The organism is Oerskovia enterophila (assembly GCF_001692445.1).
Taxonomy (GTDB): Bacteria; Actinomycetota; Actinomycetes; order Actinomycetales; family Cellulomonadaceae; genus Oerskovia; species Oerskovia enterophila.
Map to the genome: position 1 here is coordinate 26,536 of NZ_MAQA01000013.1, position 25,619 is coordinate 52,154.

Sequence of the window (25,619 nt, forward strand, 5' to 3'; positions counted from 1 at the left end):
CGGTGCGGGATCTACGTTGTCTGGGGTGGGATCAGGGCCGGACGGACCACAGGGACGGGTGCGAGCCCGCCGCCACGAGGTCGGCGACCGAGGCGCGCGGAGCGTCGTCCGTGACCAGGGCCTCGCCGACGAGGACGGCGTGCGCCCCCGACCGTGCGTAGTCCATCACGTCGTGCGGTCCGCGGACACCCGACTCGGCGATCCGGACCAGCTCGTCCGGGATGGCCGGGGCCAGTCGTGCGAACGTGGTCCGGTCGACCTCGAGCGTCTTGAGGTCGCGCGCGTTGACCCCGATCACCCGGGCACCCGCGTCGATCGCGCGCGTGACCTCGTCGAGCGTGTGCACCTCGACGAGAGCCGTCATGCCGAGCGAGTGGACCCGCTCGACGAGCGACGTCAGCACCGTCTGCTCGAGGGCCGCGACGATCAGCAGGACGAGGTCCGCGCCGTGGGCCCGAGCCTCCCAGACCTGGTACGGGGTCACGACGAAGTCCTTGCGCAGGACGGGGATGTCCACCTTCGCACGGACCGCGTCGAGGTCCGCGAGGCTGCCGTTGAAGCGGCGCTGCTCGGTCAGCACCGAGATGACGGCCGCGCCGCCCTTCTCGTACTCCGAGGCGAGCGAGGCCGGGTCCGCGATGGCCGCCAGGTTCCCCTTGCTGGGGCTCGACCGCTTGACCTCGGCGATGACAGCGACAGCGTCCTCGGCCTTGAGGCGGCTGACGCAGTCGAGGGCGCCGGGCGCGCGGGCGGCGCGCTCCTTCAGCTCGTCCAGGGTGGTCTTCGCCTGGCGCTCCGCAAGATCCTCGCGGACTCCCGCGACGATGTCCTCCAGAACCGTCATGTGATATCTCCCCGTGCTCGTCGTCGACTCCGTGCCAGCTCAGGTACGCGGGTCCGCTGCCGTGACCGTGACGAGTCGTCTGCAGCGTCTCTCCGCGAACCATTGACAGGGAGATACCTGCCATCGTAGGGCCGCCCGAGAGTGACCAGGGACACGTGTCACCCCGCGAGATGCGCGCCAGACCCTTGACGACCTGTCAGGACGGCCCGAGGAACGGCACCATCGCGGGGATGTTCCGCGCGACGCCGAAGCCCACCAGGACCACCAGGGCGGCGACGCCCGTCCACGCGGGCACCGCTCGGGCACGGGTACCGGTCCAGGCTCGACGCAGCCACAGGACCCAGGCCACGACGAGGAACGGCACGACGACCACCCACAGGGGGTTCATGGCCCAGGCCCCGGCGATGTCGCCCGTCGCGAGGTCGTGGGTGGCCCGCAGCCCCCCGCACGCGGGGCAGGCCCAGCCCGTGAGCGCCAGGAGGGGGCACAGCGGATAGCCGCCCTCGTGCGGGTCCACGAGCGCGAGGACGAGGGTCGCCCCCGCGACGACGCCGCCGGCGACGAGCGGCGCTACGCCGGCTCGCCACCGGCCGACGGGCACGGCAGACGTCCCCGCGGGCTCACCGCCCACGGGGCCCGCCGCTCGCGGCTCAGCCGTAGTACCCCTCCTGGAAGCCGGCCTGGAAGTCGGGCGAGGCGATGATCGCGATCACGAGGATCAGGCCGAGGACCGAGAGTACGATCCCGACCCAGCCGAGGATCACTCCGGCGAGCGCAAGACCACCGTTGTTGGCCTCGCCCGCCGCCACGGCCCGCTTGGCCTTGCTCCCGACGATGACCGCTGGGATCCCGGTGAAGAATCCGCAGGACAGGACGATCGACGCGATGCCCAGCACGAACGCCCAGATCCCCAGGTCGTTGCGGGGGAAGTACCCGTAGGCACCGCCGGGTACCGGCGCGGCGCCGTACGGCGTGGCGCCGTAGGGCGGCTGTCCAGGTGCACCGTACGGCTGCTGCGGGGCAGCGTAGGGCGGCTGCTGCGCGGGCGCACCGTACTGCGGGTACCCGCTGTCCGGCGTGCCGGGCGCCGGGGCGCCGTAGGGAGACGGGCTCTGCTGCGGGTAGCCCGGGTACGCGGGAGGTACCGGGCCCTGCTGGCCCGTTCCCTCCGGCTCCTCGCCGGCGGGACGGTACGGGTCCGTCGGAGGGGTGGGGGGATAGCTCATGGGACGTCTGCTCTCTGCTGGGAAGGCCGGGTCACGCCCGGGTCGACCGGTGGTACGGCACGCGCCCCGCACCCCGGGGGGTGCGCGGCGCGCGGCGACGGTCCGGGCTCTCGCCCGGGTGACGTCAGCTCTGAGCGGCCTTCGGCTGGCCGTAGCCCATGTTGCGCAGGACCAGGCCGCCGACGAGCGCGAGCGCGACGACACCCATACCGACCCAGAACATCCACACGGCGGCGATCGCCACGGCGACCCCGGCGACGACCGCACCGACGATGATGCCGATCATGGTGAACCACGCCGCCACGGTGTGACCGTGGTTCGTGGGAGGTGCCGACGGCGGCAGGTAGGAGATCTCGGTGGTCTGCGGCGTCTTCTCGGCCATGGGGGTGTGCCTTTCGTCAAGATGTGCGTCCAGCCTATCGGACGCCGGTCGGTCTGTTCGTGCGGACGGGAGGTGATGCTCAGCGGTCTGTGGGGTCCTCGCCGCGGGTCAGCGAGTCCCACGTCTCCTGCTCGTCGGGCTCGTCGGCCGGCGCCACTTCGGTGCGCCCTGCCGCCTGGGCCGCCGAGGCCGTCGTCGCGGGGCTCGAGGGGGTGCCCGTCCCGGCTCCGGCGTCGGACACCTCGGGTGCGGCGGCGTGTGTCCCGGCGTCGGGCCGGACGATCTCGTGGCGCGCGGACACGCGCCCCCACGTGGGCGAGGAGACCGCGGCCCACACGGCCGCGAGGACCACCAGCACGCCGACCGCCAGCGCCACCGCGGGCCAGGGCGTGAGCGTCACGGCGCTCGTCATCTCGGTGACGCCGGTCGCCTCGGCGACCGCCGACGTCGCTGCGGGCACGGGGTCGCGCAGGATCGCGGCGGCCGACGCGCTCACGACGACGCCGCTCGCTGCGGCCACGACCAGGACGACCCAGCGCCCGACCCGGCCCACGAGTCCCAGCGCCAGGGCGGCGGCCACGACGACCAGGGCCCCCGCGCCCACTCCCGGCGCCGCCGTGGTCCCGGTGACGTGCACCTGGACGTCGGCGTCGAGGGCCGTCGCCCCCGAGGTGCGCAGCCACGTCGGGGCGGCCGCCGCGAGGGCGCCGGCACCGAGCACGAGCAGCAGCAGGATCGCGCTACGGCGGGCAAGCCGCCACGAGCGGGGCGTCCGAGCCGCCCCTGCGGCCGGCTGGGCGGCGGGCACGGTCGCTCCGGGGCCGCTCACGCCAGGCTCCGCAGCCGGGCCGCGAGCTGGACCGCCCGGACCGCCGCGGCGGCCTTGTTGCGCGACTCCTCGTACTCGAGGGCCGGCACCGAATCGGCCACGATCCCGCCCCCGGCCTGGACGCTCGCGCGTCCGTCGCGGATCAGGGCGGTGCGGATCGCGATGGCCATGTCCATGTTGCCGTCGAAGTCGAAGTAGCCGACGGTCCCGCCGTAGATCCCGCGCGAGGCCGGCTCGAGCTCGTCGATCAGGGCGATCGCCCGCGGCTTGGGCGCGCCCGAGAGCGTGCCCGCGGGGAACGTCGCGCGCAGCACGTCGAGCGCCCTGGCCCCCTGGCGCAGCGTCCCGACCACGGTCGAGCACAGGTGCATGATGTGGCTGAAGCGCTTGGTCACCATGAACTCGACGACCTCTACCGAGGCCGGCTCGCACACCTTCACCAGGTCGTTGCGCGAGAGGTCCACGAGCATGAGGTGCTCGGCACGCTCCTTGGGGTCCGCGAGGAGCTCCTCGCCCAGCGCGACGTCCTGCTCGGGCGTCGCGCCGCGCGGGCGCGACCCCGCGATCGGGAACGTGACCACGTGCCCGTCGTCGACCTTGACGAGCGTCTCGGGGCTCGAGCCGACCACCGCGAAGTCCGAGCCGTCGGCGTCCGTGAGCTGGAAGTAGTACATGTACGGGCTCGGGTTGATGGTCCGCAGGGCCCGGTAGACGTCGAGCGGCGAGGCCGGGCAGTCCAGGTCGAGCCGCTGGGAGATCACGATCTGGAAGACCTCGCCGTCACGGATCGCGTCCTTGCCGGCGAGCACCGCGGTCTCGAACTCCTCGCGCGTCGAGCGGAACTCGAGCTCCGGTTCGGCGACGTCCGCGACCACCGCGGCCGACGATCCTCCCCCGGTCCCCGCCACGAGCTCGCGCTGCATGCGGTCGAGGCGCGAGACCGCGTCGGCGTACGCCTCGTCGACGCGCTCGTCGGTGTCGTCGAAGTTGATCGCGTTGGCCACGAGCCACACGCTGCCCTCGCGGTGGTCCACGACCGCGAGGTCGGTCGCGAGGCACAGCGTGACCTCGGGCACGCCCAGCTCGTCGGGTGCGTTCGCGGGCAGCGTGGACTCCCAGTGACGCACGACGTCCCACCCCAGCGCACCCGCGAGTCCGCCGGTCAGGGGCGGCAGCCCGTCGATCGCGGGGGTGCGCAGCGCGTCGAGCGTCCGCTCGAGCACGTCCACGACGTCGCCCGTGGTCGGGACGCCCGCGGGCACGTCCCCGGTCCAGACGGCCTGGCCGTCGCGCGCCGTGAGCGTCGCACGCGACGCGACCCCCACGAACGAGTAGCGCGCCCAGCTGCCGTCGACCTCGGCGGACTCCAGCACGAACGTCCCGGGCCGCCCCTGCGCGAGGGTGCGGTACAGGCCCACGGGCGTGACGTCGTCGGCCAGGAGGCGGCGCACCACCGGGACCACGCGACGCGAGGTCGCGAGCGCACGGAAGCCCTCGACCGCGGGCCAGGTCTCGCCCCAGGGCAGGCCGGCCGCAGGGACCGCGGGGGCGGTCGGGTCGATCGGGGGCGTCGAGCCGGTCACAGCGTCTTCTCCTCGGAGGTCTCGTTCTCGGGGCGGTGGCCCACCGCAGCGCCCAGGTCGCCGCCGGCCTCGAAGCACGTGCGGGCGCCCGTGTGGCAGGCCGCGCCCACCTGGTCGGCACGGACCAGGAGCGCGTCACCGTCGCAGTCGATCGCGACGGACTTGACCCACTGCGCGTGGCCCGACGTGTCGCCCTTGCGCCAGTACTCCTGCCGCGAGCGCGACCAGAAGGTCACGCGTCCCGTCGTCAGCGTCCGGCGCAGCGCCTCGTCGTCCATCCAGCCGAGCATGAGCACCTCGCCCGTGTCGTGCTGCTGGACGATCGCGGCGACCAGCCCGTCCGCGTCCCGCTTGAGACGGGCGGCGAGCGGTGCGGGCAGCGTGTCGGCGACGTCGCGGGACCGCTCGGCGGCGAGGGGCGGGTCTGCGGGGACGGGCTCGGCGGTGTTCTGGGGCACCCGAGAATCCTGCCAGATCCCCAGGGTCCCCGGGTCCCCGTCCCGCTCAGCGGTCCGGGCGGCCCGGGAGGCCGTCCGTCCGTCCCCGTCGGGGGCCCGCTCGCCCCGCTGCTCGGTCATCGGGTCTGCGCGACCCAGGACGCGTGCATCGAGGCGTAGACGCCGCCCGCGGCCGCGAGCTCGGCGTGCGGCCCGACCTCGACCACGTGGCCTGCGTCGACGACCACGACGAGGTCCGCGGCCTCGGCGGTCGAGAGCCGGTGCGCGATCGTGATGGTGCTGCGTCCTGCGGTCAGCGAGTCGAGGGCTCGGGCGATACGCACCTCGGTCGCGGGGTCGACCGCGGACGTCGCCTCGTCGAGGACCAGCAGGTCGGCCTCGGCGAGGTACGCACGGGCGATCGCGACGAGCTGTCGCTCGCCCGCGGACAGAGCCTCACCACGCTGCCCGACGGCGGAGCCCAGCCCGTCCGGCAGGTCCGCGACCCAGTCGGTCAGGCCGAGCTCGGCGACCGCGGCGTCGATGCGGTCCGCGTGCCGGGCCGCGGTCTGCGCCGGGGTCTCGCCCGTGCCCGCCTCGTCCGGGGCACCCGGGGCACCTGCCGACGTGTCCCGCACGCCGTAGGCGATGTTCTCGGCGAGCGTCCCGTCGAACAGGAACCCCTCCTGCGGGACGAGGACCACACGCTCGCGCAGGCTCGCCGCCGACAGGTCGCGCAGGTCCACCCCGTCGAGCCGGACCGCGCCGGACGTGGGGTCCATGAGCCGGGTGACGAGCTTGGCGATCGTCGTCTTGCCCGAGCCCGTCGCGCCCACGACCGCGACCGAGGTACGGGCCGGGAAGTCGAGGTCCACGCCGTGCAGCACCTCGGGGCCGTCGGGGTAGGCGAACCGGACGTCCTCGAGCCGCACGTGCGCGGGGCCCCGGGGAGAACGCACGCCCTGGGCGCCCTTGTCGACCACCTGGACGGGAGTCTCGACGACGGCCAGCACGCGACGCCAGCCCGCGACGGCGTTCTGCAGCTCGTTGAGGATCTCGGTCGCCATCTGCACCGGCCCCGTGAAGAGCTGGACCAGGAAGAGGAACGCGAGCAGCTGACCCGCGGTGATGGACCCGTCGATGCCGAGCAGCGTACCGACGACCACCACGACGGCCAGCACGAGGTTCGCGACGAGCACACCGCTCGAGAAGACCGTCGAGACGAGCACCTGCGCGCGGACCATGCCCTTGCGCGTGCTCTCGACCGCGGCGTCCACGCGGCGCGCGGTGCGCTCCCCGACGCCGTAGGCGCGGATCGTCTCGGCGCCCACGACCGACTCGGAGATGGCCCCGAGCATCGCGCCGACGCGCTCGCGCAGCGCCGTGTAGGCGCCGTTGACGCGGCCCTGGGCGGGGCGGAGGATCAGGAAGAGCGGCACGAAGCAGGCCCACACGAGCAGCGTGAGCTGCCACGAGTAGAACGCCATGAGGAGCGTCGCGGCACCGATCTGCAGCACCGAGACGAGCAGCATGATGCCGCCCCACTGGACGAACAGCGAGATGGTGTCGACGTCGCTCGTGACGCGCGAGACCAGGGCCCCGCGACGCTCGGTGCTCTGCGTGAGGACCGAGAGGTCGTGCACGTGCCGGAAGGCCCGCACGCGCAGGCTCGCGAGCCCCGCCTCGGTCGAGCGGAAGAGCCGGACGTTGACGAGCGCCGAGCACAGCCCCGCGACCACCAGGACGAGCGCGGCGGCACCGACCAGCAGCGCCACCCGGCTCGTGTCGGGACCACCCGGGGCCATGATGCCGCTGTCGACCGTCTGCTGGACGGTGATGGGGACGACGATCCGCCCGAGGGCCGCGACGACGGCCAGGAGCAGCGTTCCCCAGATGCCCACGAGGATCTCTGGCGACATCTGGACGCCCTTGCGCAGGGTCGCGAAGACGCCCAGCGAGCTCGCCGAGGCGATCCGGGCGCCGGTCGCGTCCTCGACGACGACCTCGGGCTTGGCCTTGGCCCCGCGGCGGCGGCCGCGAGCCGACGTGGGTGTGGTGGTGGTGCTCACTCGGTCACGGTCCCTTCCTCGGCGTGGCGCACGATCTCGTCGGTCTCTTCCTGCTCGCGGCGTTCGACGTCCTCCCGGTCGCCGCGGCTCGCCGTCCCGTCGAGCCCGTCCGGCCCGTCGAGCCCGTCCGGCCCGTCGAGCTCCTCCGCCTCGGCCTCGGCCCGGCGCTCGGCCTCGCGCTGGTAGGCCGTGGCGAGCTCGCGGTAGCCCGCGTCGCGGGCGAGCAGCTCGGTGTGCGTCCCGACGTCGACCACGCGCCCCGACTCGACGTGGACGACCTGGTCCGCGAGCGCGACGCTCGACATGCGGTAGGCGACCATGACGACCGTGGGGTGCTCCGCCGTCGGGCCCGGAGCCGTAGGACCCTCCCCGCGCAGGCCCGCGAGGATCTGCTGCTCCACGCGCGGGTCGACGGCGGAGGTCGCGTCGTCGAGCACCAGCAGGCGCGGGGAGCGCACCAGGGCGCGCGCGATCGCGAGCCGCTGACGCTGCCCGCCCGACAGGTTCGAGCCGCGCTCGCCCAGGGGCGAGTCGAGACCACCGGGCAGGCGGGAGACCACGTCGTCGACCTTGGCCAGGCGCAGCGCGTCCCACACCTGCTCGTCGGTGGGGCCCTCGCCCTGGTCCGCGAGCGTCACGTTGGAACGCACCGTGTCCTCGAAGATGAAGGTCGACTGCGCGACGAGCGCGACCTGACCCGTCAGGTCGGACGCGAGCGCCTCGCGCACGTCCACGCCGTCGATGAGCACCCGGCCGCGCGTGGGGTCGGACAGGCGCGCCAGGAGCGAGACGAGCGTGGTCTTGCCCGCACCCGTGGGCCCGACGACCGCGACAGTGCGGCCCGGAGCCAGGTCGAGCTCGATGTCGTCGAGCAGCGTGACGTCGCGGCCCCCCGCTCGCACGTCGACGCCCACGCCCTCGAACCGCACCGCGGCACCGCCCGTCGCGGCGGGCAGCCGCTGCTCGCCCGCGACCGGGATGCCCGGCGCGTCGAGCACGCTCGCGATGCGCTCGTAGCCGACGAGCGCGCGCGGCAGCTCGCCCAGGACCCAGCCGAACGCACGGACCGGGACGGCCATGATGGTCAGCAGGTAGGCGGCCGTCACGACCTCGCCCGTGTCGACCGCACCGGCCGCGACGCGCGCGGCCCCCACACCCAGCACCAGGAGCGTGCCGAGCGAGGGCAGGAGCTCGATGACCGGGTCGAAGAACGCCCGCACGACGCCCACCCGGACGTTGGCGGCCCGCAGCTCGTCGGTCCGCGCGGCGAAGCGCTGCTCCTCGCGGGCCTCGGTGCCGAGCGACTTGACGAGCAGCGCGGCCTCGAAGCTCTCGTGCGCGACGTCCGAGACCTCTGCCCGCAGCTGCTGCGCGTGCGTGATCGCGGGCGACATGTACTTCTGGAACACGACGTTGACCACGATCGCGAGCGGGATCACGACCAGAGCGGCGCACGCGAGCCACACGTCGATGCGGAAGAGCATGACCGCCGACACGCCGATCATCACGACCACGCCGAGCGCGAAGGGCAGCGGGTTGAAGACGCCCGTGGCCGCCTCGACGTCGGAGTTCGCGTTCGACAGCAGCTGGCCCGCCGGGTGCGCCCGGTGCCACGACATGGGCAGGCGCAGGTACTGGTGCGTGACCGCGGTGCGGTGCCCGGCCTGGATGTTCGCGTAGCCGTAGCCCGCGAAGATGCGGCGGCCGGCGACCGTGAGCGCGAGCGTGAGCGCGATCGCGACCAGGACGAGGCCCGCGACCCACAGGTCGTCGCGCGCGTCCGCGTCGCCTGCGAGCGCCGGGACGACGACCTCGTCCGTCACGCGGCCGACCGCGAGGCTGATGAGGACCGTCGTCGCGCCGAACAGCGCGGAGGCCGTGATCGCCAGGACGTAGACGCGCCACTCCGACCGCATGCCGCGCCCCATGAGCTGGAGCGAGCGGCGGGTCCGCGAGCCGGTCAGGGCGTGCCGTTCGCGCGCCGCGGGCCCGGGGGGCGTCCCTGGTCCGTCGGCTGCGCCACGTCCCGTGGACGGCGCACGGCCGGGACGGGAGGCTCCGCCGGTGGAGGAGGGCTGGTGCGGGCTGGCGCCGTCCGGACGGCCGGGCGCTGCGCCGGTGGGCGCGTCCTGGGTCCGAGGCGTGGTGTTCGTGGGGGTGCTCCGTCGCGCGGACACGGACGATCCTCGTCTTTCGTGGGGGTTGGCACGATCTTCTCACACGGGACACTCCGTCCCGCGTGCGAGCATGGCCTGATGCAGCCCACCGCCTGGCACGCCCACGAGCGCGCCTCCCTCGTCCACGCACTCACGCAGGCCGGCCCCGACGCCCCGACCCTGTGCGACGGGTGGCAGACACGTCACCTCGCCGCACACATGATCCTGCGCGAGCACCAGCCCTGGACCCAGGCGGGCGCGAACGGCGGCCCGCTGCACGACTGGTCCGACTCCAGGCTCCAGGACCTCGCGGCGACCGCGCTCGCGCCGGGTGGGTACGCCGCGCTGCTCGCGCGCATCGAGCAGGCGCCCGCCTCGTGGAGCCCGTGGTCGTGGGCCGGGAACCTCGTGAACCTCGTCGAGTACTTCGTGCACACCGAGGACGTGCGGCGGGGCACCTGGGCCGGAGGCCCAGGAGGCGCCGGCGCTGCTGTCGACCAGCCGCGCGACCTCTCCCCCGGGCTCGAGGACGCCCTGTGGGCGCAGCTGCGGCGCGGCGCGCGCCTGTTCTACCGGCGGTCCCCCGTGGGTGTCGTGCTCGTGGTGCCCGGCGGCCCGCGCCTCGCGGTCAAGGCCCCGCCGACACGGCCGACCGACGACGGCCGTCTGCCCGGCACGGTGGTCGTCACGGGCGAAGTGGGCGAGCTCGTGCTCCACGCGTTCGGCCGAGGCCTCCACGCGGGTCTGACCCTCCAGGGCGACGTCGCCGACCGTGCGGCGCTCGACGCCGTGGTGCCGGGTCCGCGCTCGGGCGAGTGACGCCGTCGGGCGCTCTGCTCGTTCTGCCTCCCCGGGTGCGGGGGGCGCGTGGGGCGCGCCGGGACCTCCCGGCGCGCCCCACGACCGGACCTCAGCGGACCAGGACGCCCGCTTCGCGCATGTGCGCCTTGACGTCGCCGATCGTCAGCGTCCGGAAGTGGAAGACGCTCGCCGCGAGGACCGCGTCGGCCCCTGCCTGAGCCGCCTGCGCGAAGTGCTCCGGGGTGCCCGCTCCTCCGCTCGCGATGAGCGGGACGCTCACCTCGGGGCGCACGGCCGCGAACATCTCCAGGTCGAACCCGCTCGTCATGCCGTCGGCGTCCATCGAGTTCAGCAGGATCTCCCCCGCCCCCAGCCGCGCCGCGCGCGCGGCCCACTCGACGGCGTCGATGCCCGTGCCGCGGCGGCCGCCGTGCGTGGTCACCTCGTAGCCCGACTCGGTGCGGGTCTCGCCGGTCACGCGACGGGCGTCGACCGAGAGCACGAGCACCTGGCTGCCGAACCGGTCCGCGATCTCCGCGATGAGCTCGGGACGGGCGATCGCGGCCGTGTTGACGCCCACCTTGTCCGCGCCCGCGCGCAGCAGCTTGTCCACGTCGTCCGTGGTGCGCACACCGCCCCCGACCGTGAGCGGCACGAAGACCTGCTCGGCCGTGCGCCGCACCACGTCGTACGTGGTCTCGCGGTTGCCCGACGACGCCGAGACGTCGAGGAACGTCAGCTCGTCGGCCCCCTCGGCGTCGTAGCGGGCCGCGAGCTCGACCGGGTCGCCCGCGTCCCGCAGGTTCTCGAAGTTGACCCCCTTGACGACGCGACCGGCGTCGACGTCCAGGCAGGGGATGACACGGACCGTGACCGACATGAGCTATTGACCTTCCGTCTGACCTTCGGAGCCCGGGGTCTCGTCGACCACCGGGAAGTGTGCGTCCAGGACGTCCACGACGTAGACCAGGGTCTCGTCCGCGTACGGCTTGGCGGTCCCCGCGTAGGCGAGCGACGGGGGGACGACCAGCAGCACCTGGCTGCCGACGCTCTGCTCGAGCAGGCCCTGCTCCCACCCCTCGATGATCTGGCCGATGCCGACCATGGTCGAGGCGGGCAGGGCCCCGGGCGTCCAGTTCGAGTCGACGACCTCGCCCGTGGACCACGCGACCCCCGTGAAGCGGACCGTGATGACCTGGCCCGCCTCGATCTGCACGCCGCCGCCCCGCACGAGAGGCTGGACGATCAGGTCGCCCGGCGGGGCCGTGCCCGCAGGCACCTCGACCGTCGGGGCGCCCTCGGCGTCGAGCGTCACGACCGGGAGCCCCTCGACCGGCGCGACCGCCTCCCCGCTCGCCCGGGAGGGCAGCACGTCGATCACGAGCACGACCGGGACGTCGTCCGTCTCCTCGAGGTACAGGACGCGGGCACCGACGCGCTGGCCCACGAGCGCGTCGACGACCTCCGACCCGAGGTCCTCGTCGGTGAGCTCGTGCGGCGCGGGAGCGTCGATGAACGTGCTCTGGATCACCGACCCGTCGCGCCCGTCGACCGCGTACATGTTCAGGAGCACCGGCTGTCCCTCGACGAGGGCCTCGCCCGTCCCGGGCACGAGGACCTCGGACCGCGTCTCGGGGATCGTCAGCGGCTGGTCGAACGCGACCACAGGGGGCTCGCCGAGCAGACCCGAGACCGCGACCTCGGTGTGGGCGGGAGCCGCGTTCCCCGTCGGTTCGGCGCAACCGGCGGCGGACACCGCGACCAGCAGGCCCAGGACGACGGCCGCAGACCGGCGGGACACACGACGCACGACGCTCCTCGGGCGGACGGGACAGGGAGCCACCACCTTAACGGTGGAGGCTCCCCGGCCGGTGCTCGGTCCGTCCCGCGGGCGGACCGCTCGTCACATCGACTCGATGAGCCGCTCGACCCTCTCGTCGACGTTCTGGAACGGGTCCTTGCACAGCACCGTGCGCTGCGCCTGGTCGTTGAGCTTGAGGTGCACCCAGTCGACCGTGTAGTCGCGGCGGGCCTCCTGCGCCTTGCGGACGAAGTCGCCCCGCAGCTTGGCGCGCGTCGTCTGGGGCGGGACGGCCGTGGACTCGAAGACCTCGAGGTCGGTCGTGATCCGCTCGACCATGCCGCGCGCCGCGAGCATGTTGTACAGGCCCTCGGTGCGCGAGATGTCGTGGTAGGCGAGGTCGAGCCGCGCGATGCGCGGGTCGTCGAGCTCCAGTCCGTGCTTCTCCTGGTAGCGCCGCAGGATCTTGAGCTTGATGACCCAGTCGAGCTCGCGGTCGACGAGCGAGAGGTCGTCGGTCTCCAGCGCCCGCAGCCCGCGCTCCCACAGGTCCAGGACCTGCTTGACGACGGGCGTGGGCGTCTCGTTCGCGTCGACGTACTCCTTGACCCGCTGGAGGTACTCACCCTGCAGGTCCACCGCGGTCACGGTGCGCCCGTTCGCCATCTGCACGGGGTGACGGCCCGTCATGTCGTGGCTGATCTCGCGGATCGACCGGATGGGGTTCTCGAGCGCCATGTCCCGCATGGGCACCCCGGCCTCGATCATGCGCAGGATCAGGTCGGTCGCCCCGACCTTGAGCATGGTCGTGGTCTCGGCCATGGACGAGTCCCCGACGATCACGTGCAGGCGCCGGTACTGCTCGGCGTCGGCGTGGGGCTCGTCGCGCGTGTTGATGATGGGGCGCGAGCGCGTGGTCGCGCTCGAGACCGACTCCCAGATGTGGTCCGCGCGCTGCGACAGCGCGAAGATCGCCCCGCGCGGCGTCGCGAGGATCTTGCCCGCCCCCGTGAGCACCTGGCGCGTGATGAGGAACGGCACCAGCACGTCGGAGAGCCGGGAGAAGTCCCCCTGGCGGCGCACGAGGTAGTTCTCGTGGCAGCCGTAGGAGTTGCCCGCCGAGTCGGTGTTGTTCTTGAACAGGTGGATCCGACCGGGCAGGCCCTCGTGCTCGAGCCTCTCCTGGGCGTCCGCGACGAGCCCCTCGAGGATGCGTTCGCCGCCCCGGTCGTAGGCCACGAGCTGGCGCACGTCGTCGCACTCGGCCGTCGCGTACTCGGGGTGGGACCCGACGTCGAGGTACAGGCGAGACCCGTTGCGCAGGAACACGTTCGACGACCGGCCCCACGCGACGACCTTGCGGAACAGGTAGCGCGCGACCTCGTCCGCGGAGAGCCCGCGCCCGTCGTCGGACGCGCACGTCACGCCGTACTCGGTCTCGAGACCGAAGATCCTACGGTCCATGCGGAGCCTCCTCTGGCTTCTGCTCGAGCAGTCCGGACAGCACCGTGCCGGTCAACCGGCGGAACGCCCGCCGGGGGCGCGTGCGGTCGAGCACCGCGACCTCGAGCTGGCTCGCGGGGATGGCCTGCTCGCCCTCCGGGGCGTCACGAGCGTCCGCACCCCCGAGCGTCGACACCGCGAGGCGCAAGACCTCGGGCAGCGTCATCCCGGGGTGCCACGCCTCGCCCAGGTCTCGGCCGAGCTGCTCGGCCTGGCCGCCCATCACGACGAACCCGGTCTCGTCCGCGACCGACCCGTCGTAGGACAGGCGGTAGATCTGGTCCTGCGCGGGGCTCGGGCCCACCTCGGCCACGACCAGCTCGACCTCGAGGGGCTTGGACTCGGTCGTGAAGACCGTGCCGAGCGTCTGCGCGTAGGCGTTCGCGAGCCCCCGCGCGTTGACGTCGGCCCGGTCGTAGGAGTAGCCGCGCAGGTCGGCGTAGCGCACGCCCGCGACCCGCAGGTTCTCGAACTCGTTGTACTTGCCCACGGCCGCGAACGCGATGCGGTCGTAGATCTCCGAGATCTTGTGCAGCGACCTCGACGGGTTGTGCGTCGCGAACGCGATGCCCTGGTCGTAGGCGAGCACGACGACCGAGCGGCCGCGGGCGATGCCCTTGCGCGCGAAGTCCGCCCGGTCCTTCATGAGCTGCTCGGGCGAGACGTAGAACGGCATGCTCACTGTGCGTCACCTCCCTGTCCTGCGGTCCGTGGCACCCGGGGGCGCGCGGCGCGGTTCCCGTCGGCCTGCTCGGTGCGCTCGGCGACGATCTGCGCGGCGACCGTTGCGAGCTCGTCGTCGGGCACGCGCCGGTACCCGTCGGCCGTCACGGTGACGACCACGGGCCAGATCTGCCGGACGGCGTCGGGGCCGCCCGTCGCCGAGTCGTCGTCGGCCGCGTCGTAGAGCGCCTCGACCGCGACGTGCACCGCTCCCTGGGCGTCGAGCCCCGGGTGCCAGCGCTTCTTGAGCGAGCCGCGGGCGAAGACCGAGCCCGAGCCCACGCTGTGGTGGTCCCTCTCCTCGTAGCGCCCGCCCGTGACGTCGTACGAGAAGATGCGGCCCGTCCCGCGGTCCAGGTCGTAGCCCGCGAACAACGGCACCACGGCCAGCCCCTGCATCGCGAGACCGAGGTTCTGGCGGATCATGGTCGAGAGCCGGTTCGCCTTGCCGTCGAGCGAGAGCAGCGCGCCCTCGATCTTCTCGTAGTGCTCGAGCTCGAGCTGGAAGAGCCGCACGAGCTCGACGGCGATCCCGGCGGTGCCCGCGATGCCCACCGCGGAGAACTCGTCGGCCGGGAAGACCTTCTCGATCTCCCGGTTCGCGATCATCGAGCCCATCGTGGCGCGGCGGTCGCCCGCCATGACCACGCCGACCTCACCTCCCGAGCCCGCAGGCCCGGCGTCCCCGAAGGTCAGGGCGACGATCGTGGTCGCGTGGGGCGCGAGCTGGGCCCCCGACCCGGCGGCGGCGTGCCCCGTGGCCCCGGCCGCGCCGGCCCGGTGGGACGGCAGGAGGTCGGGGGCGTGATTCGCGAGGAACTCCACGAACGACGAGGAGCCCGGGGTGGTGAAGGCGTGCGGCAGACGCCCGGAGAAGTCCATGGTCATCAGCTCCCGGCCCCTCTCGGCTACTCGCCGCCCTTCTGGACGAAGCCCCTGACGAAGGACTCGGCGTTGGACTCGAGGACCTCGTCGATCTCCTCCAGGAGCGAGTCGACCTCCGCGTCCCGGCTCTGCGCCTGCGGGGCGACGGGCGCGGGCGCCGCGTCGTCGTCGGGACGGCGGTCCTCGTGCGATGCGCTGGTGCGTTCCTGGGCCATCTTCGCCTCCTGGGTGTGTCGATCCTGCTGACGTGCGGTGCTGACGTGCCTTCACGCGGCGGACCCGCCGTGCACGGGGACCGCGTCTTCTCGAAGCCTAGGCTCTCCGGCCGGGTCCGCGCCGGACCGCGCCGCGGGCGCGAGTCATCGGGACGTCCCGGACAGGCCCGTGAGCAGCGCCCCGGCGTCCTTGCTCGCCTCGAGCAGCGCGCCGATGTGCGCCCGGGTCCCGCGCAGCGGGTCGAGCATGGGGACGCGCTGGAGCGAGGGGGCGCCCGCGACGTCGAAGATCACCGAGTCCCAGCTCGCGGCCGAGACCTCGTCGCCGAACCGCGCCATGACCTCTCCCCGGAAGTACGCCCGGGTGTCCTCGGGCGCGTGGTGGACGGCCTGGGAGACCGCGCGCTCGTCGACGAGCCGCTCGGCGGCCCCCGCCGCGAGCAGCCGGTGGTAGATGCTGCGCTCGGGGCGCACGTCGGACCACTGGAGGTCCATCGCGGCGAGCCGCGGGTGGTCCCAGTCGAGGTGGTCGCGCCGACGCAGGCGGTCGAGCAGACGGAGCTTGGCGACCCACTCGACCTCCCGGGCGCACGACGCCGGGTCCGTCCCGAGGCGGGACAGGACCGAGTCCCAGCGGTCCAGGACGGCGCGGGTCTCGTCGTCGAGCGTCCCCAGGTGCTCCGCGGCCCGGCGGGCCACGTCGGCATAGACGCGCTGGACCTCGAGCGCCGTCAGGCGCCGCCCGTCCGCGAGCAGGAGCGGCGCCGTGAGGTCGAGGTCACGGCTGACCTTCTGCACGTCGGACACCGGGTCGTGCAGGCGCAGGGCCGCGAGCTCGGCACGCAACGAGGCGCCGGAGGCCCCCTCGACCGCGGAGAGCGCGTCGAGCTGCTCGACCACGAACAGCACGAGCGACGTGGTGCCGAGCTTGAGGTAGGTCGCGACCTCGAACAGGTTCGCGTCCCCGATGATCAGGTGCAGGCGGCGCCAGCGCTGGCGGTCGGCGTGCGGCTCGTCGCGCGTGTTGACGATGGGACGGCGCAAGGTCGTCTCGAGGCCGACCTCGGCCTCCATGTAGTCGGCACGCTGCGAGAGCTGGAAGCCCGGCTCCTGGCCCACAGAGCCCAGGCCGACGCGACCCGAGCCCGTGAACACCTGGCGTGTCACGAGGAAGGGCGTGAGCAGCTCGACGAGCGTCGCGAACGGCACGGCCCGGTCCACGAGGTAGTTCTCGTGCGTGCCGTAGGACGCGCCCTTGCCGTCGACGTTGTTCTTGTAGAGCGCGACCTCCGCCCCCGGGACGGCGCCCAGCTCGCGCGAGGCCGCGAGCATGATGCGCTCGCCCGCGACGTCCCAGCAGACCGCGTCGGTCGGGTTCGTCACCTCGGGCGAGGAGTACTCGGGGTGCGCGTGGTCCACGTACAGGCGCGCACCGTTGGTCAGGATGACGTTCGCGGCGCTCGGGTCGTCGTAGTCCTCGTGCGTGGGCCGGGCGACCTCCTGGAACGACGCGGCGCCCGCCGGGTCCCGGGGCACGGGGCCCGACGGCGCGGGCCGGGTCGGGTCGTCCGTCAGCAGCGAGGGGTGGGCCGCGGCGCGCTGGAGGTGGAAGCCCCGGGCGTCCTGGAGCGGGTCCTCGTCGTCGTAGTCCCAGCGGGCCTTGCCGCGGGCTCCGTCCGCGCGGGCCGCGAGCGCCCGGTAGGTCGTCACGACCTGGCTCGACAGGAGCATCGGGTTCGCCTGCGGACGCCCCGGTTGCAGCACGCCGTACTCGGTCTCGATCCCCATCACGCGTCGCACGGTCACGAGCACCACCCTATGTCGGGGTCCCGACGGCGGGGCGGGCTGTCCACGGCTCGGTGACCGCCGTACCCGGGTGCGCCACCCCCGGGACGCGTGCCAGGCCCGGCGGCGTGCTGCGCCGTCGGGCCTGGGCGTGCTGCGTGGCGCCTCGCGCCGGCACCCGTGCTTACAGGTACTGCCCCGTGCTCGTGACCGTGTCGATCGTGCGTGCCACGGCCCCCGCCCCGTCGCCCTTCTTCTGGACGATCGTGCGGATGAAGACGATGCGCTCGCCCTTCTTGCCCGAGATGCGCGCCCAGTCGTCCGGGTTGGTGGTGTTCGGCAGGTCCTCGTTCTCCTTGAACTCGTCGACGCACGCCGCGAGCAGGTGCTCGACCCGGATGCCGCGCTGACCGGTCGCCAGGAGGTCCTTGATCGCCGACTTCTTGGCGCGGTCCACGACGTTCTGGATCATGGCCCCCGAGTTGAAGTCCTTGAAGTACAGGACCTCCTTGTCGCCGCTCGCGTACGTGACCTCGAGGAACTGGTTCTCGTCCTCCTGGGAGTACATGCGCTCGACCACGCTCGTGATCATGGCGTCGATCGCCCCCTGGGCGCTGCCCCCGTGCTCGGCGAGGTCCTCGGGGTGGATCGGCAGGTCGGTCGTCAGGTACTTCGCGAAGATCTCCTTGGCACCCTCCGCATCCGGTCGCTCGATCTTGATCTTCACGTCGAGACGACCGGGCCGCAGGATCGCGGGGTCGATCATGTCCTCGCGGTTGGACGCGCCGATGACGATCACGTTGTCGAGGCGCTCGACGCCGTCGATCTCGCTCAGGAGCTGGGGCACGATCGTGGTCTCGACGTCCGAGGACAGCCCGGTGCCGCGCGTGCGGAACAGCGACTCCATCTCGTCGAAGAAGACCACGACGGGCGTGCCCTGCGAGGCCTTCTCCCGGGCACGGGCAAAGATCAGCCGGATGTGGCGCTCGGTCTCCCCCACGTACTTGTTGAGCAGCTCGGGGCCCTTGACGTTGAGGAAGTAGCTCTTGGCGCCGTCCGGGTCCGAGACGACCTCCTCGCCCGCGAGCTCGCCCGCCGCGGCCCGCGCCTTGGCGACCGTGTGCGCGAGCGAGTTGGCCACGGCCTTGGCGATGAGCGTCTTGCCGCACCCGGGAGGCCCGTACAGCAGGACGCCCTTGGGCGGGCGCAGCCCGTGCTCGCGGAACAGGTCCGGGTGGCTGAACGGCAGCTCGACCGCGTCGCGGATCTGCTCGATCTGCGGGCCCAGGCCGCCGATGTCCGAGTAGTCGATGTCGGGGACCTCCTCGAGGACCAGCTCCTCGACCTCGGACTTGGGCACGATCTCGAACACGAAGCCGCTGCGCGTGTCGATCGTGAGCGAGTCGCCGATCCGCAGGGGTGCGTCGGCGAGCGAGCCCGCGAGACGGACCACGCGCTCCTCGTCCGAGCGCCCGACGACGAGTGCACGGTCCGAGCCCAGGAGCTCCTTGACGGTCACGAGCTCCCCGACCTGCTCGTAGCCGCCCGCCGAGACCACGGTCATGGCCTCGTTGAGCTTGACCTCCTGGCCGGGGTGCAGCGTCGACAGGTCGAGGCTGGGGCTCGCGCCCACGTGCATCTTGCGGCCCGCGGCGGAGACGTCGACCGTCCCGTCCGGGTGGGCCCCGAGGAAGACCGCGTACGTCCCGGGCGGCTTGGCGAGCTCGTCGATCTGACGCTTGAGGTCGATGATCTGGTCCCGCGCCGCACGCAGCGCCTCCGCGAGCCGCTCGTTCTTGGCCGACAGGATCGCCTGCTGGCGTTCGCCGTCACGGTTCGGGGTCTGTCCAGGTGTCAGTCCAGGTGTCTCGGTCATCCGGCTTCTCCCTCTCGCCTGGCGCCGTCAGGAGGTCGTGCGGTCGACCCCGTCACCGGCGCGTCACCGACCTCCGGCAGCCCGGTGATCGAGGCTCGACCTTACGCACAAGACCTGGGCGGCCGCTGCAGGGACACCCCTGCTGAGACCGTCGTTCCTCAATCGTTGTCGACGGCGTCCGAAACGTCCAGGGTGTCCACGGGGGCGTCGTCCTCGACGAGGGCCGCGGCGTCCGCGGCCTCGTCCTCGGGGGCCGGCACGAGCGGCTGGCCCGTGCGCGGGTCGAGCTGGGGGCCCTGGCCGACGTCGCGGCGCACGCGGCGCACGCGCTTGTCGGAGACCGACCGCTCGCCCAGGTCCTCGGGCGTCCACTCCTCCGCGACGGGGTACGAGCCCTTGGCGGGGCGACGCTTGCGCAGCGGCGCGACCGTGCCGTCGGCCAGGCGGCGCGCCGTGAGCAGGAAGCCCGTGTGCCCGACCATGCGGTGCTGCGGGCGCACCGCGAGGCCCTCGAGGTGCCAGCCGCGGACCAGGGACTCCCAGGCCGACGGCTCGGCGTAGCGCCCGTCGGCACGCAGGTCCTCGGCGAGGCGCGAGAGCTGGGTCGCGGTCGCGACGTAGCAGATCAGCACGCCGCCGGGCGCGAGCGCGTCGGCGACCGCGTCGAGGTTCTCCCAGGGCGCGAGCATGTCGAGCACGACCCGGTCGATCGAGCCGTTCTCCGCGACCTGGGGCAGCACGTCGGACAGGTCGCCGACCGAGAGCTCCCAGGCCGGGTGCTCACCGCCGAAGAACAGCTCGACGTTGCCGCGCGCGATCGCGGCGAAGTCCTCGCGGCGCTCGATCGAGTGCACCGAGCCCTGGTCGCCGACCGCGCGCAGGAGCGACATGGTCAGCGCGCCCGAGCCGACGCCGGCCTCGATGACGCGCGCGCCGGGGTAGATGTCGGCCATCGCGACGATCTGGCCCGCGTCCTTGGGGTAGACCACGGCCGCGCCGCGCGGCATCGACAGGACGTAGTCGGCCAGCAGCGGGCGCAGCGCGAGGTACTCGATGCCCGCGGTGTTGCGCACGACCGAGCCCTCGGGCAGGCCGACCAGGTCCTCGTGGTTGAGGTAGCCGCGGTGCGTGTGGAACGTGGCGCCTGCACACCATCACGCTCGCGACGACGTGGCTCACGTCGAGCAGCCCGACGACGCGCCCGGCGTCCGTCACCACGAGCAGGGGCGCGTCCCGCGTCGCGGAGGCCACGGCGTCGAGCATGGCCTGGCCCGCGAGGTGCACGTCCACCTGTGCGGTGGGCGGCAGCCCGACGGCGACCGCCCCGACCGGGGTGAGCGGCGCCTGGGCGGGGGGCACGGCCGCGACGGCCGCGGGGTCGGCGTAGGCCACGGGCCGCCCGAGCGTGTCGGTGAGCACGACGTGTCCCGCGCCCGCCCGCTGGGCGGCCGCGACGGCGTCGGACACCGTGGTGGCCACGGGCACCGCGACGGCCGGGTACGCGAGCGAGGCGACCGTGAGACCCGCGACCGCCTCGCGCGTGCGGCCGTTGGTGATCGCGGCCCCTGCCCCGGACCACAGGAACGCACCGATCAGCGCGGACCACGCGACCGTGAAGAAGTCCACCTGGTACCCGTTGAGCAGGGGCCAGCCCAGGGCCCACACCACCACGCCCACGGCCATGACGCGCCCGACCCAGCCCGCGACGATCGTGCCCCGGGTCCGGGACCCCGTGACGGCCCAGACCGCCGACTCGAGGATCTGTCCGCCGTCGAGCGGCAGGCCCGGCAGCAGGTTGAAGACGCCCACGAACGCGTTGGAGAACGCCGCCGCGTACAGCAGCAGGGCGGGGACGGTCATGGTCGGCTGCGCCTGGAACGCGAACCAGCACACGACCGCGAGGAGCAGGTTCGTCAGCGGGCCCACGACCGAGATGAGGATCCCGTCCAGGGGACGTCGCGAGGTCCCCGAGTAGGCGGTGTGCCCGCCCCAGATCGTCACCGCGAGCTCGGTGACCTCGTGGCCCCGCGACTTGGCGACCACGGCGTGGGCGACCTCGTGCAGGAAGACCGAGACGAACAGCAGCAGGACGAACACGAACGAGACCAGGTAGATCCCCACGCCCAGGCCCGGCGCGAAGCTGCGCACGGTCGGGGCGAACAGGAGCGTCAGGACGGCCGCGGCGAGGAACCACGAGGGCGTGAGGATGACGGGCGCGCCCGACACCCGGCCGATGACCCAGCCCTTCGTCAGGCGCGGGTCTCGGGGGGCGCGACGGGCCGGTGCCGGGGTGGTCTCCACGTCGACACCCTATGTCGGTCACCTGTGCCGAACCCGTGCTGTGGGCCGTGGCGGCCGTGTGGGCGTCGACACGTAGGCTCGACGCATGACGTCCCTCGCCCCCGACCTCGTCGGCACCGACTCCCCCGACGTGACGGTCGAGCCCGTCGGCGACTCCCCCCGTGAGCGTCGGCGCCCGGCGCTGTCGCCGTCGCGGGCGAACGACTTCATGCAGTGCCCGCTGCTGTTCCGGTTCCGTGTCGTGGACCGGCTCCCCGAGCCGCCCAGCGCTGCGGCCGCGCGCGGCACCCTGGTCCACTCGGTGCTCGAGCGGCTGTACGACGCCCCGGTGGGCGAGCGCACGCTCGCGGCCGCCCAGGCCATGGTCCCGGGCGAGTGGGACCGCCTCCAGGAGGCCGAGCCCCGGTACGCCGAGCTCTTCGCGGGCGCCGGCGAGGCGGGCAGCGCGCCGGAGGGCGCGGTCCAGGAGTGGCTCGAGGGCGCCGGGAACCTCCTGGGCACCTACTTCACGCTCGAGGACCCCAACCGCCTCGAGCCGGCCGAGCGCGAGATGTTCGTCGAGACCCAGCTCGAGGACGGCCCGCTCCTGCGCGGCATCGTGGACCGGCTCGACGTCGCCCCGAACGGCGCGATGCGGGTCGTGGACTACAAGACGGGCAAGACTCCCCGGCCCCAGTACCAAGGGTCGGCGCTGTTCCAGATGCGCTTCTACGGCCTGGTGCTGTGGCGCGAGCGGGGCGAGATCCCCAAGATGCTCCAGCTCGTCTACCTGGGCGACGGCCAGGTGCTGCGCGCAGAGCCGCAGGAGGCGGACCTCCTGGCGGTCGAGGAGCAGGTGCGGACGCTGTGGTCCTCGATCACGCAGGCTGCCCGCAGCGGGCAATGGGCCCCGCGCAAGACCCCGCTGTGCGGGTGGTGCGCGCACCAGGCCCTGTGCCCGCAGTTCGGCGGCACGCCTCCGGAGATCCCCGAGGGTGCGATCGAGCTGACGCTCGGGATCGCCCCGGAGGCGGCCGCTTCCTAGCCCGTCAGTCCTCGATGAGGTCGACCACGTCGCCCGCGAGGATGCGCGAGAGCATGTCGACGTCGACGAGCGCGAGCGACGGCGTGCGGCTCAGCCCGGGCAGGACCGGCACGGGGACCACGGCCTCGACACCGAGCGTCGCCGCGCCCGCGGCCTGCGCCGACCCGATGCCCGTGGGCGAGTCCTCGATCGCCACGCAGCGGGTCACGTCGACGCCCAGCCTCTCGGCCGCCACGAGGTACGGCTCGGGGTGCGGCTTGCCGTGCGTGACCTCGTCGCCGCACACCAGGGTCTCGAACGACCCGGGCGGGGTCATGCCCACGACGGGCTCGGCGAGCGAGCGGTAGGACATGGTCACCAGGGCGCACGGCACGCCGCGCTCCCGGAGCTCGGCGAGCAGCTCGCGCGCACCGGGCTGCCACGGGACCTCGACCTCGACCTGCTCGATCACCCGCGAGATGAGGAAGTCGATGATCTGCTCGGAGGGTAGGTCGACGCCCGCGGCCTGGAGGATCGTGGCCGACTCGGTCAGGGGGTTGCCGACCATCTGCAGGGCCTGCTCGTGCGACCAGGTGCCGCCGTGCGCCTCGACGAGCTCGTGCTCCGCGGCGATCCAGTACGGCTCGGTGTCGACGAGCGTGCCGTCCATGTCCCACAGGACGGCTTGTGGCAGTGCGAGCGCCTCGCGAGGGGCGCTGTCGGTACGGGTGAGATCGGGTGCTTCCAGGGGGTTCAACGCATTCTCCATGCTCGGGGGGACGGTTCGTGGCCGTCCCCGCCACCTTAGCCCGCGTGCTCGCGAGGCCCGCGAGCCCGTGCTGCCCGGTCCGGTCGCTCACGCGGCCTAGGCTGGGACGATGAACGAGACCCCGGAACCGATCGACCCGGCCGACCTGCCCGAGCCGACCACCCCGGCACTACCCCCGTCGTCGGCCGACGAGCCTCGACAGGCCGTGATGCTGGCGGCGTTCGAGGGGTGGAACGACGCAGGGGGCGCAGCGACCGCCGCGCTCCTGCACCTGCACGACGTCTGGGGCGCGGAGGAGATCGCGGCGATCGACCCCGAGGAGTACCACGACTTCCAGGTCAACCGCCCGGTCGTGACCACCTCGGACGACGGCCGACGGGAGATCACGTGGCCCACCACGACCGTGACCGCGGTGACCGTGCCCGCCAGCGGGCGACGCGTGGTCCTGGTGCACGGGATCGAGCCGTCGATGCGCTGGCGCACGTTCTGCCGCGAGCTGCTCGACATCGCCGAGCGCGAGGGGGTCACGACCGTCGTGACGATCGGCGCGCTGCTCGCCGACGTGCCGCACACGCGCCCCATCCCCATGACGGCCACGTCGGAGAGCGTGGGCCTGCGGGCTGTCCTCGACGTCGAGCAGAGCTCGTACGAGGGCCCCACGGGGATCGTCGGTGTGCTCCAGCACGCGGCCGCCGAGCGCGGCATGCAGTCGGTGTCGTTGTGGGCGGCCGTGCCGCACTACGTCGCGAACTCGCCGTCCCCCAAGGCCACGCTCGCGATCCTGGCGCGGGTCGAGGAGCTCCTGTCGGACCCCGTCCCGCTGGGCGACCTGCCCGAGGAGGCCGTGGCCTGGCAGCACGGCGTCGACGAGCTCGCGGCCGAGGACGCCGAGATCGCCGAGTACGTGCAGCAGCTCGAGGAGGCCAAGGACACGGCCGAGCTGCCCGAGGCGAGCGGCGAGGCGATCGCGCGCGAGTTCGAGCGCTACCTGCGCCGCCGCGACAACGGGTCGGGCGGGCCGCTGCCCTAGCGAAGGCCCCGGGCAGCGCGGCCCAGGACGACTGCGGCCCGCGGCACCTCCCTCAGGGGAGGCGCCGCGGGCCGCGGCGTTCACCGGCCGGCTGCACCGGCCGTCCGGCAGGCTCTAGAGACGCACCCCGAGCAGGGCGTTGACCATCCGCGAGATCACGCCGGGGGCGCCCTCGGTGTCTTCCGAGGTGTCCCGGCCCTCCGCGAGCGAGACGTCGGCCCACGCGTCGACGGCCGCGAGCGCCGTGGGCGCGTCGAGGTCGTTCGCGAGGGCCTCGCGCACGGCGGCGAGGGTCGCGTCGGCGTCGGGTCCACCGTTGCCGGACACGGCCGAGCGCCACCGCTCGAGGCGTTCGACGGCGGCCGGGAGGTCGGCGTCGGTCCACTCCCACTCGGAGCGGTAGTGGTGCGCGAGGAGCGCGAGGCGGATGGCCATGGGGTCGACGCCCGTGGCGCGCAGGGCCGAGACGAACACGAGGTTCCCGCGCGACTTGCTCATCTTCTCGCCCTGGTAGGCGACCAGACCGGCGTGCACGTGGTTGCGCGCACCGAACCCGTGGTCGAGCAGGCGGTCGTGCGAGGTCGACATCTCGTGGTGCGGGAAGAGCAGGTCGGCGCCGCCGCCCTGGATGTCGAAGGGCAGGCCCAGTCCGTCGCGGGCGATGACCGCGCACTCGATGTGCCAGCCGGGGCGTCCGGTGCCGAGGCTCGCGCCGTCCCACGAGGGCTCGCCCACGCGCTCGCGCCGCCACAGCAGCGGGTCGAGGGGGTCCTTCTTGCCGTCGCGCTCGGGGTCTCCTCCGCGCTCGCCGAAGAGCCGCACCATGTCGTCGCGGCTGAGCCGCGAGACGGCGCCGAAGCGCGCGTCGGCGCTCAGGTCCGCGTACACGTCGCCGAGCTCGGGGGCGTCACCGCCCGCGCCGGGCTCGACCGGGACGCGGTAGGCGAAGCCGTCCTCGATGAGCGCCTCGACGGCCTGGACCACGTCCGGGATGGCCTCGACCGCGCCGCGGTACACCTCGGGGGGCACGACGCCGAGAGCGGTCATGTCCTCGGCCAGCAGGGCCGTCTGCTCGACCGCGAGGTCCCACCAGTCCACGCCCGTCGCGGTCGCGCGCTCGAGCAGCGGGTCGTCGACGTCGGTCACGTTGGACGCGTGCGTCACGGTGTGACCCGCGTCGCGCCATGCACGGTTGAGGAGGTCGAAACCGACGTAGGTCGCGGCGTGCCCGATGTGGGTCGCGTCGTACGGGGTGATCCCGCAGACGTACATGGTCGCGGTGTCCCCTTCCGCGGCGACGACGAGCTCCCCGGTGGTGCTGTCGTGCACCTGGATCGGGAGGCCGCGGCCGGGCAGGGACGGGATCTGAGGCATGGGCCAGGAGTGCACGCGACAACCTTA

At 73.3% G+C, this 25,619-nt stretch carries 22 protein-coding genes and 2 pseudogenes; 3 read left to right on the plus strand and 21 right to left on the minus strand.

The genetic code is table 11. The features are described 5' to 3' along the window. Nucleotides 1–31: 31 nt before the first annotated feature. The 9 genes from trpC to OERS_RS07210 form a co-directional block, all read right to left on the minus strand. On the minus strand, nucleotides 32–844 hold the full coding sequence (trpC, locus tag OERS_RS07170; RefSeq protein ID WP_056646898.1) for an indole-3-glycerol phosphate synthase TrpC: 813 nt from the start codon (nucleotides 842–844) through the stop codon (nucleotides 32–34). A gap of 196 nt (nucleotides 845–1,040) precedes the next feature. Beyond that, the gene (locus tag OERS_RS07175) at nucleotides 1,041–1,475 is read right to left on the minus strand and encodes a DUF2752 domain-containing protein (protein ID WP_248948429.1); all 435 of its coding nucleotides are present in this window, start codon (nucleotides 1,473–1,475) and stop codon (nucleotides 1,041–1,043) included. Nucleotides 1,476–1,494: 19 nt separating this feature from the next. After that, nucleotides 1,495–2,070, minus strand: a complete 576-nt coding sequence (locus tag OERS_RS07180) for a DUF4190 domain-containing protein (RefSeq protein ID WP_068625278.1) — start codon at nucleotides 2,068–2,070, stop codon at nucleotides 1,495–1,497. A 124-nt stretch (nucleotides 2,071–2,194) separates the two neighbouring features. Further along, on the minus strand, nucleotides 2,195–2,452 hold the full coding sequence (locus tag OERS_RS07185; protein ID WP_056646903.1) for an HGxxPAAW family protein: 258 nt from the start codon (nucleotides 2,450–2,452) through the stop codon (nucleotides 2,195–2,197). Between the two features lie 79 nt (nucleotides 2,453–2,531). Beyond that, nucleotides 2,532–3,281, minus strand: a complete 750-nt coding sequence (locus OERS_RS07190) for a Trp biosynthesis-associated membrane protein (RefSeq protein WP_068625279.1) — start codon at nucleotides 3,279–3,281, stop codon at nucleotides 2,532–2,534. Further along, entirely contained in the window at nucleotides 3,278–4,864 is a 1,587-nt protein-coding gene (locus tag OERS_RS07195; protein ID WP_248948431.1) for an anthranilate synthase component I, read from the minus strand. Before OERS_RS07195 ends, OERS_RS07190 begins: the two co-directional genes overlap by 4 nt. Further along, nucleotides 4,861–5,322 (minus strand): phosphoribosyl-AMP cyclohydrolase, encoded by a 462-nt coding sequence (gene hisI, locus OERS_RS07200; RefSeq protein ID WP_139107737.1) that lies wholly within the window; start codon nucleotides 5,320–5,322, stop codon nucleotides 4,861–4,863. Before hisI ends, OERS_RS07195 begins: the two co-directional genes overlap by 4 nt. Before the next feature lie 116 nt (nucleotides 5,323–5,438). Continuing rightward, on the minus strand, nucleotides 5,439–7,274 hold the full coding sequence (locus tag OERS_RS07205) for an ABC transporter ATP-binding protein (RefSeq protein WP_056647265.1): 1,836 nt from the start codon (nucleotides 7,272–7,274) through the stop codon (nucleotides 5,439–5,441). Nucleotides 7,275–7,366: 92 nt separating this feature from the next. Continuing rightward, nucleotides 7,367–9,298, minus strand: coding sequence for an ABC transporter ATP-binding protein (locus OERS_RS07210; protein WP_082849143.1), 1,932 nt, complete (start codon nucleotides 9,296–9,298; stop codon nucleotides 7,367–7,369). A 327-nt stretch (nucleotides 9,299–9,625) separates the two neighbouring features. Between OERS_RS07210 and OERS_RS07215 the strand changes: the two genes are divergently transcribed. Continuing rightward, the gene (locus OERS_RS07215) at nucleotides 9,626–10,345 is read left to right on the plus strand and encodes a TIGR03085 family metal-binding protein (RefSeq protein ID WP_068625280.1); all 720 of its coding nucleotides are present in this window, start codon (nucleotides 9,626–9,628) and stop codon (nucleotides 10,343–10,345) included. A 91-nt stretch (nucleotides 10,346–10,436) separates the two neighbouring features. Here OERS_RS07215 and hisF read toward each other — a convergent pair whose 3' ends face one another. The 10 genes and pseudogenes from hisF to OERS_RS22390 form a co-directional block, all read right to left on the minus strand. Next, the gene (gene hisF, locus OERS_RS07220; RefSeq protein ID WP_056646912.1) at nucleotides 10,437–11,207 is read right to left on the minus strand and encodes an imidazole glycerol phosphate synthase subunit HisF; all 771 of its coding nucleotides are present in this window, start codon (nucleotides 11,205–11,207) and stop codon (nucleotides 10,437–10,439) included. 3 nt (nucleotides 11,208–11,210) lie between these two features. Continuing rightward, nucleotides 11,211–12,137, minus strand: a complete 927-nt coding sequence (locus tag OERS_RS07225; protein ID WP_248948433.1) for an FKBP-type peptidyl-prolyl cis-trans isomerase — start codon at nucleotides 12,135–12,137, stop codon at nucleotides 11,211–11,213. 93 nt (nucleotides 12,138–12,230) lie between these two features. Next, a complete protein-coding gene (pafA, locus tag OERS_RS07230) occupies nucleotides 12,231–13,592 on the minus strand; it encodes a Pup--protein ligase (RefSeq protein ID WP_056646915.1) in 1,362 nt (453 codons plus the stop codon). Continuing rightward, nucleotides 13,582–14,313 (minus strand): proteasome subunit alpha, encoded by a 732-nt coding sequence (prcA, locus tag OERS_RS07235; RefSeq protein WP_056646918.1) that lies wholly within the window; start codon nucleotides 14,311–14,313, stop codon nucleotides 13,582–13,584. The genes pafA and prcA overlap by 11 nt, the downstream gene beginning before the upstream one ends. Further along, on the minus strand, nucleotides 14,310–15,242 hold the full coding sequence (prcB, locus tag OERS_RS07240; RefSeq protein WP_068625281.1) for a proteasome subunit beta: 933 nt from the start codon (nucleotides 15,240–15,242) through the stop codon (nucleotides 14,310–14,312). The genes prcA and prcB overlap by 4 nt, the downstream gene beginning before the upstream one ends. A gap of 20 nt (nucleotides 15,243–15,262) precedes the next feature. Continuing rightward, nucleotides 15,263–15,454: a ubiquitin-like protein Pup gene (locus OERS_RS07245; protein WP_056764875.1), complete on the minus strand. Its 192-nt coding sequence runs from the start codon at nucleotides 15,452–15,454 to the stop codon at nucleotides 15,263–15,265. 144 nt (nucleotides 15,455–15,598) lie between these two features. Beyond that, nucleotides 15,599–17,242, minus strand: a complete 1,644-nt coding sequence (dop, locus tag OERS_RS07250; RefSeq protein WP_068625308.1) for a depupylase/deamidase Dop — start codon at nucleotides 17,240–17,242, stop codon at nucleotides 15,599–15,601. 181 nt (nucleotides 17,243–17,423) lie between these two features. Continuing rightward, a complete protein-coding gene (gene arc, locus OERS_RS07255) occupies nucleotides 17,424–19,115 on the minus strand; it encodes a proteasome ATPase (RefSeq protein WP_068625282.1) in 1,692 nt (563 codons plus the stop codon). Nucleotides 19,116–19,273: 158 nt separating this feature from the next. Continuing rightward, nucleotides 19,274–20,260 (minus strand): annotated as a pseudogene (locus tag OERS_RS07260) (tRNA (adenine-N1)-methyltransferase); the annotation flags it as partial. Between the two features lie 577 nt (nucleotides 20,261–20,837). Next, nucleotides 20,838–21,416, minus strand: a pseudogene (locus OERS_RS22390) (site-2 protease family protein); the annotation flags it as partial. Between the two features lie 85 nt (nucleotides 21,417–21,501). Here OERS_RS22390 and OERS_RS07265 point away from each other — a divergent pair. Then, nucleotides 21,502–22,440: a RecB family exonuclease gene (locus tag OERS_RS07265; protein WP_068625283.1), complete on the plus strand. Its 939-nt coding sequence runs from the start codon at nucleotides 21,502–21,504 to the stop codon at nucleotides 22,438–22,440. A 4-nt stretch (nucleotides 22,441–22,444) separates the two neighbouring features. On the opposite strand, the gene OERS_RS07270 is transcribed toward OERS_RS07265, so the two are convergent. Next, on the minus strand, nucleotides 22,445–23,176 hold the full coding sequence (locus OERS_RS07270) for an HAD family hydrolase (protein WP_369818987.1): 732 nt from the start codon (nucleotides 23,174–23,176) through the stop codon (nucleotides 22,445–22,447). A 121-nt stretch (nucleotides 23,177–23,297) separates the two neighbouring features. Here OERS_RS07270 and OERS_RS07275 point away from each other — a divergent pair, with 121 nt between their 5' ends. Beyond that, a complete protein-coding gene (locus tag OERS_RS07275; RefSeq protein WP_082608563.1) occupies nucleotides 23,298–24,218 on the plus strand; it encodes a PAC2 family protein in 921 nt (306 codons plus the stop codon). A gap of 114 nt (nucleotides 24,219–24,332) precedes the next feature. Here the strand turns inward: OERS_RS07275 and mshC are convergent, their stop codons facing one another. Beyond that, nucleotides 24,333–25,607: a cysteine--1-D-myo-inosityl 2-amino-2-deoxy-alpha-D-glucopyranoside ligase gene (gene mshC, locus OERS_RS07280; RefSeq protein ID WP_068625284.1), complete on the minus strand. Its 1,275-nt coding sequence runs from the start codon at nucleotides 25,605–25,607 to the stop codon at nucleotides 24,333–24,335. Between the last annotated feature and the right edge of the window lie 12 nt (nucleotides 25,608–25,619).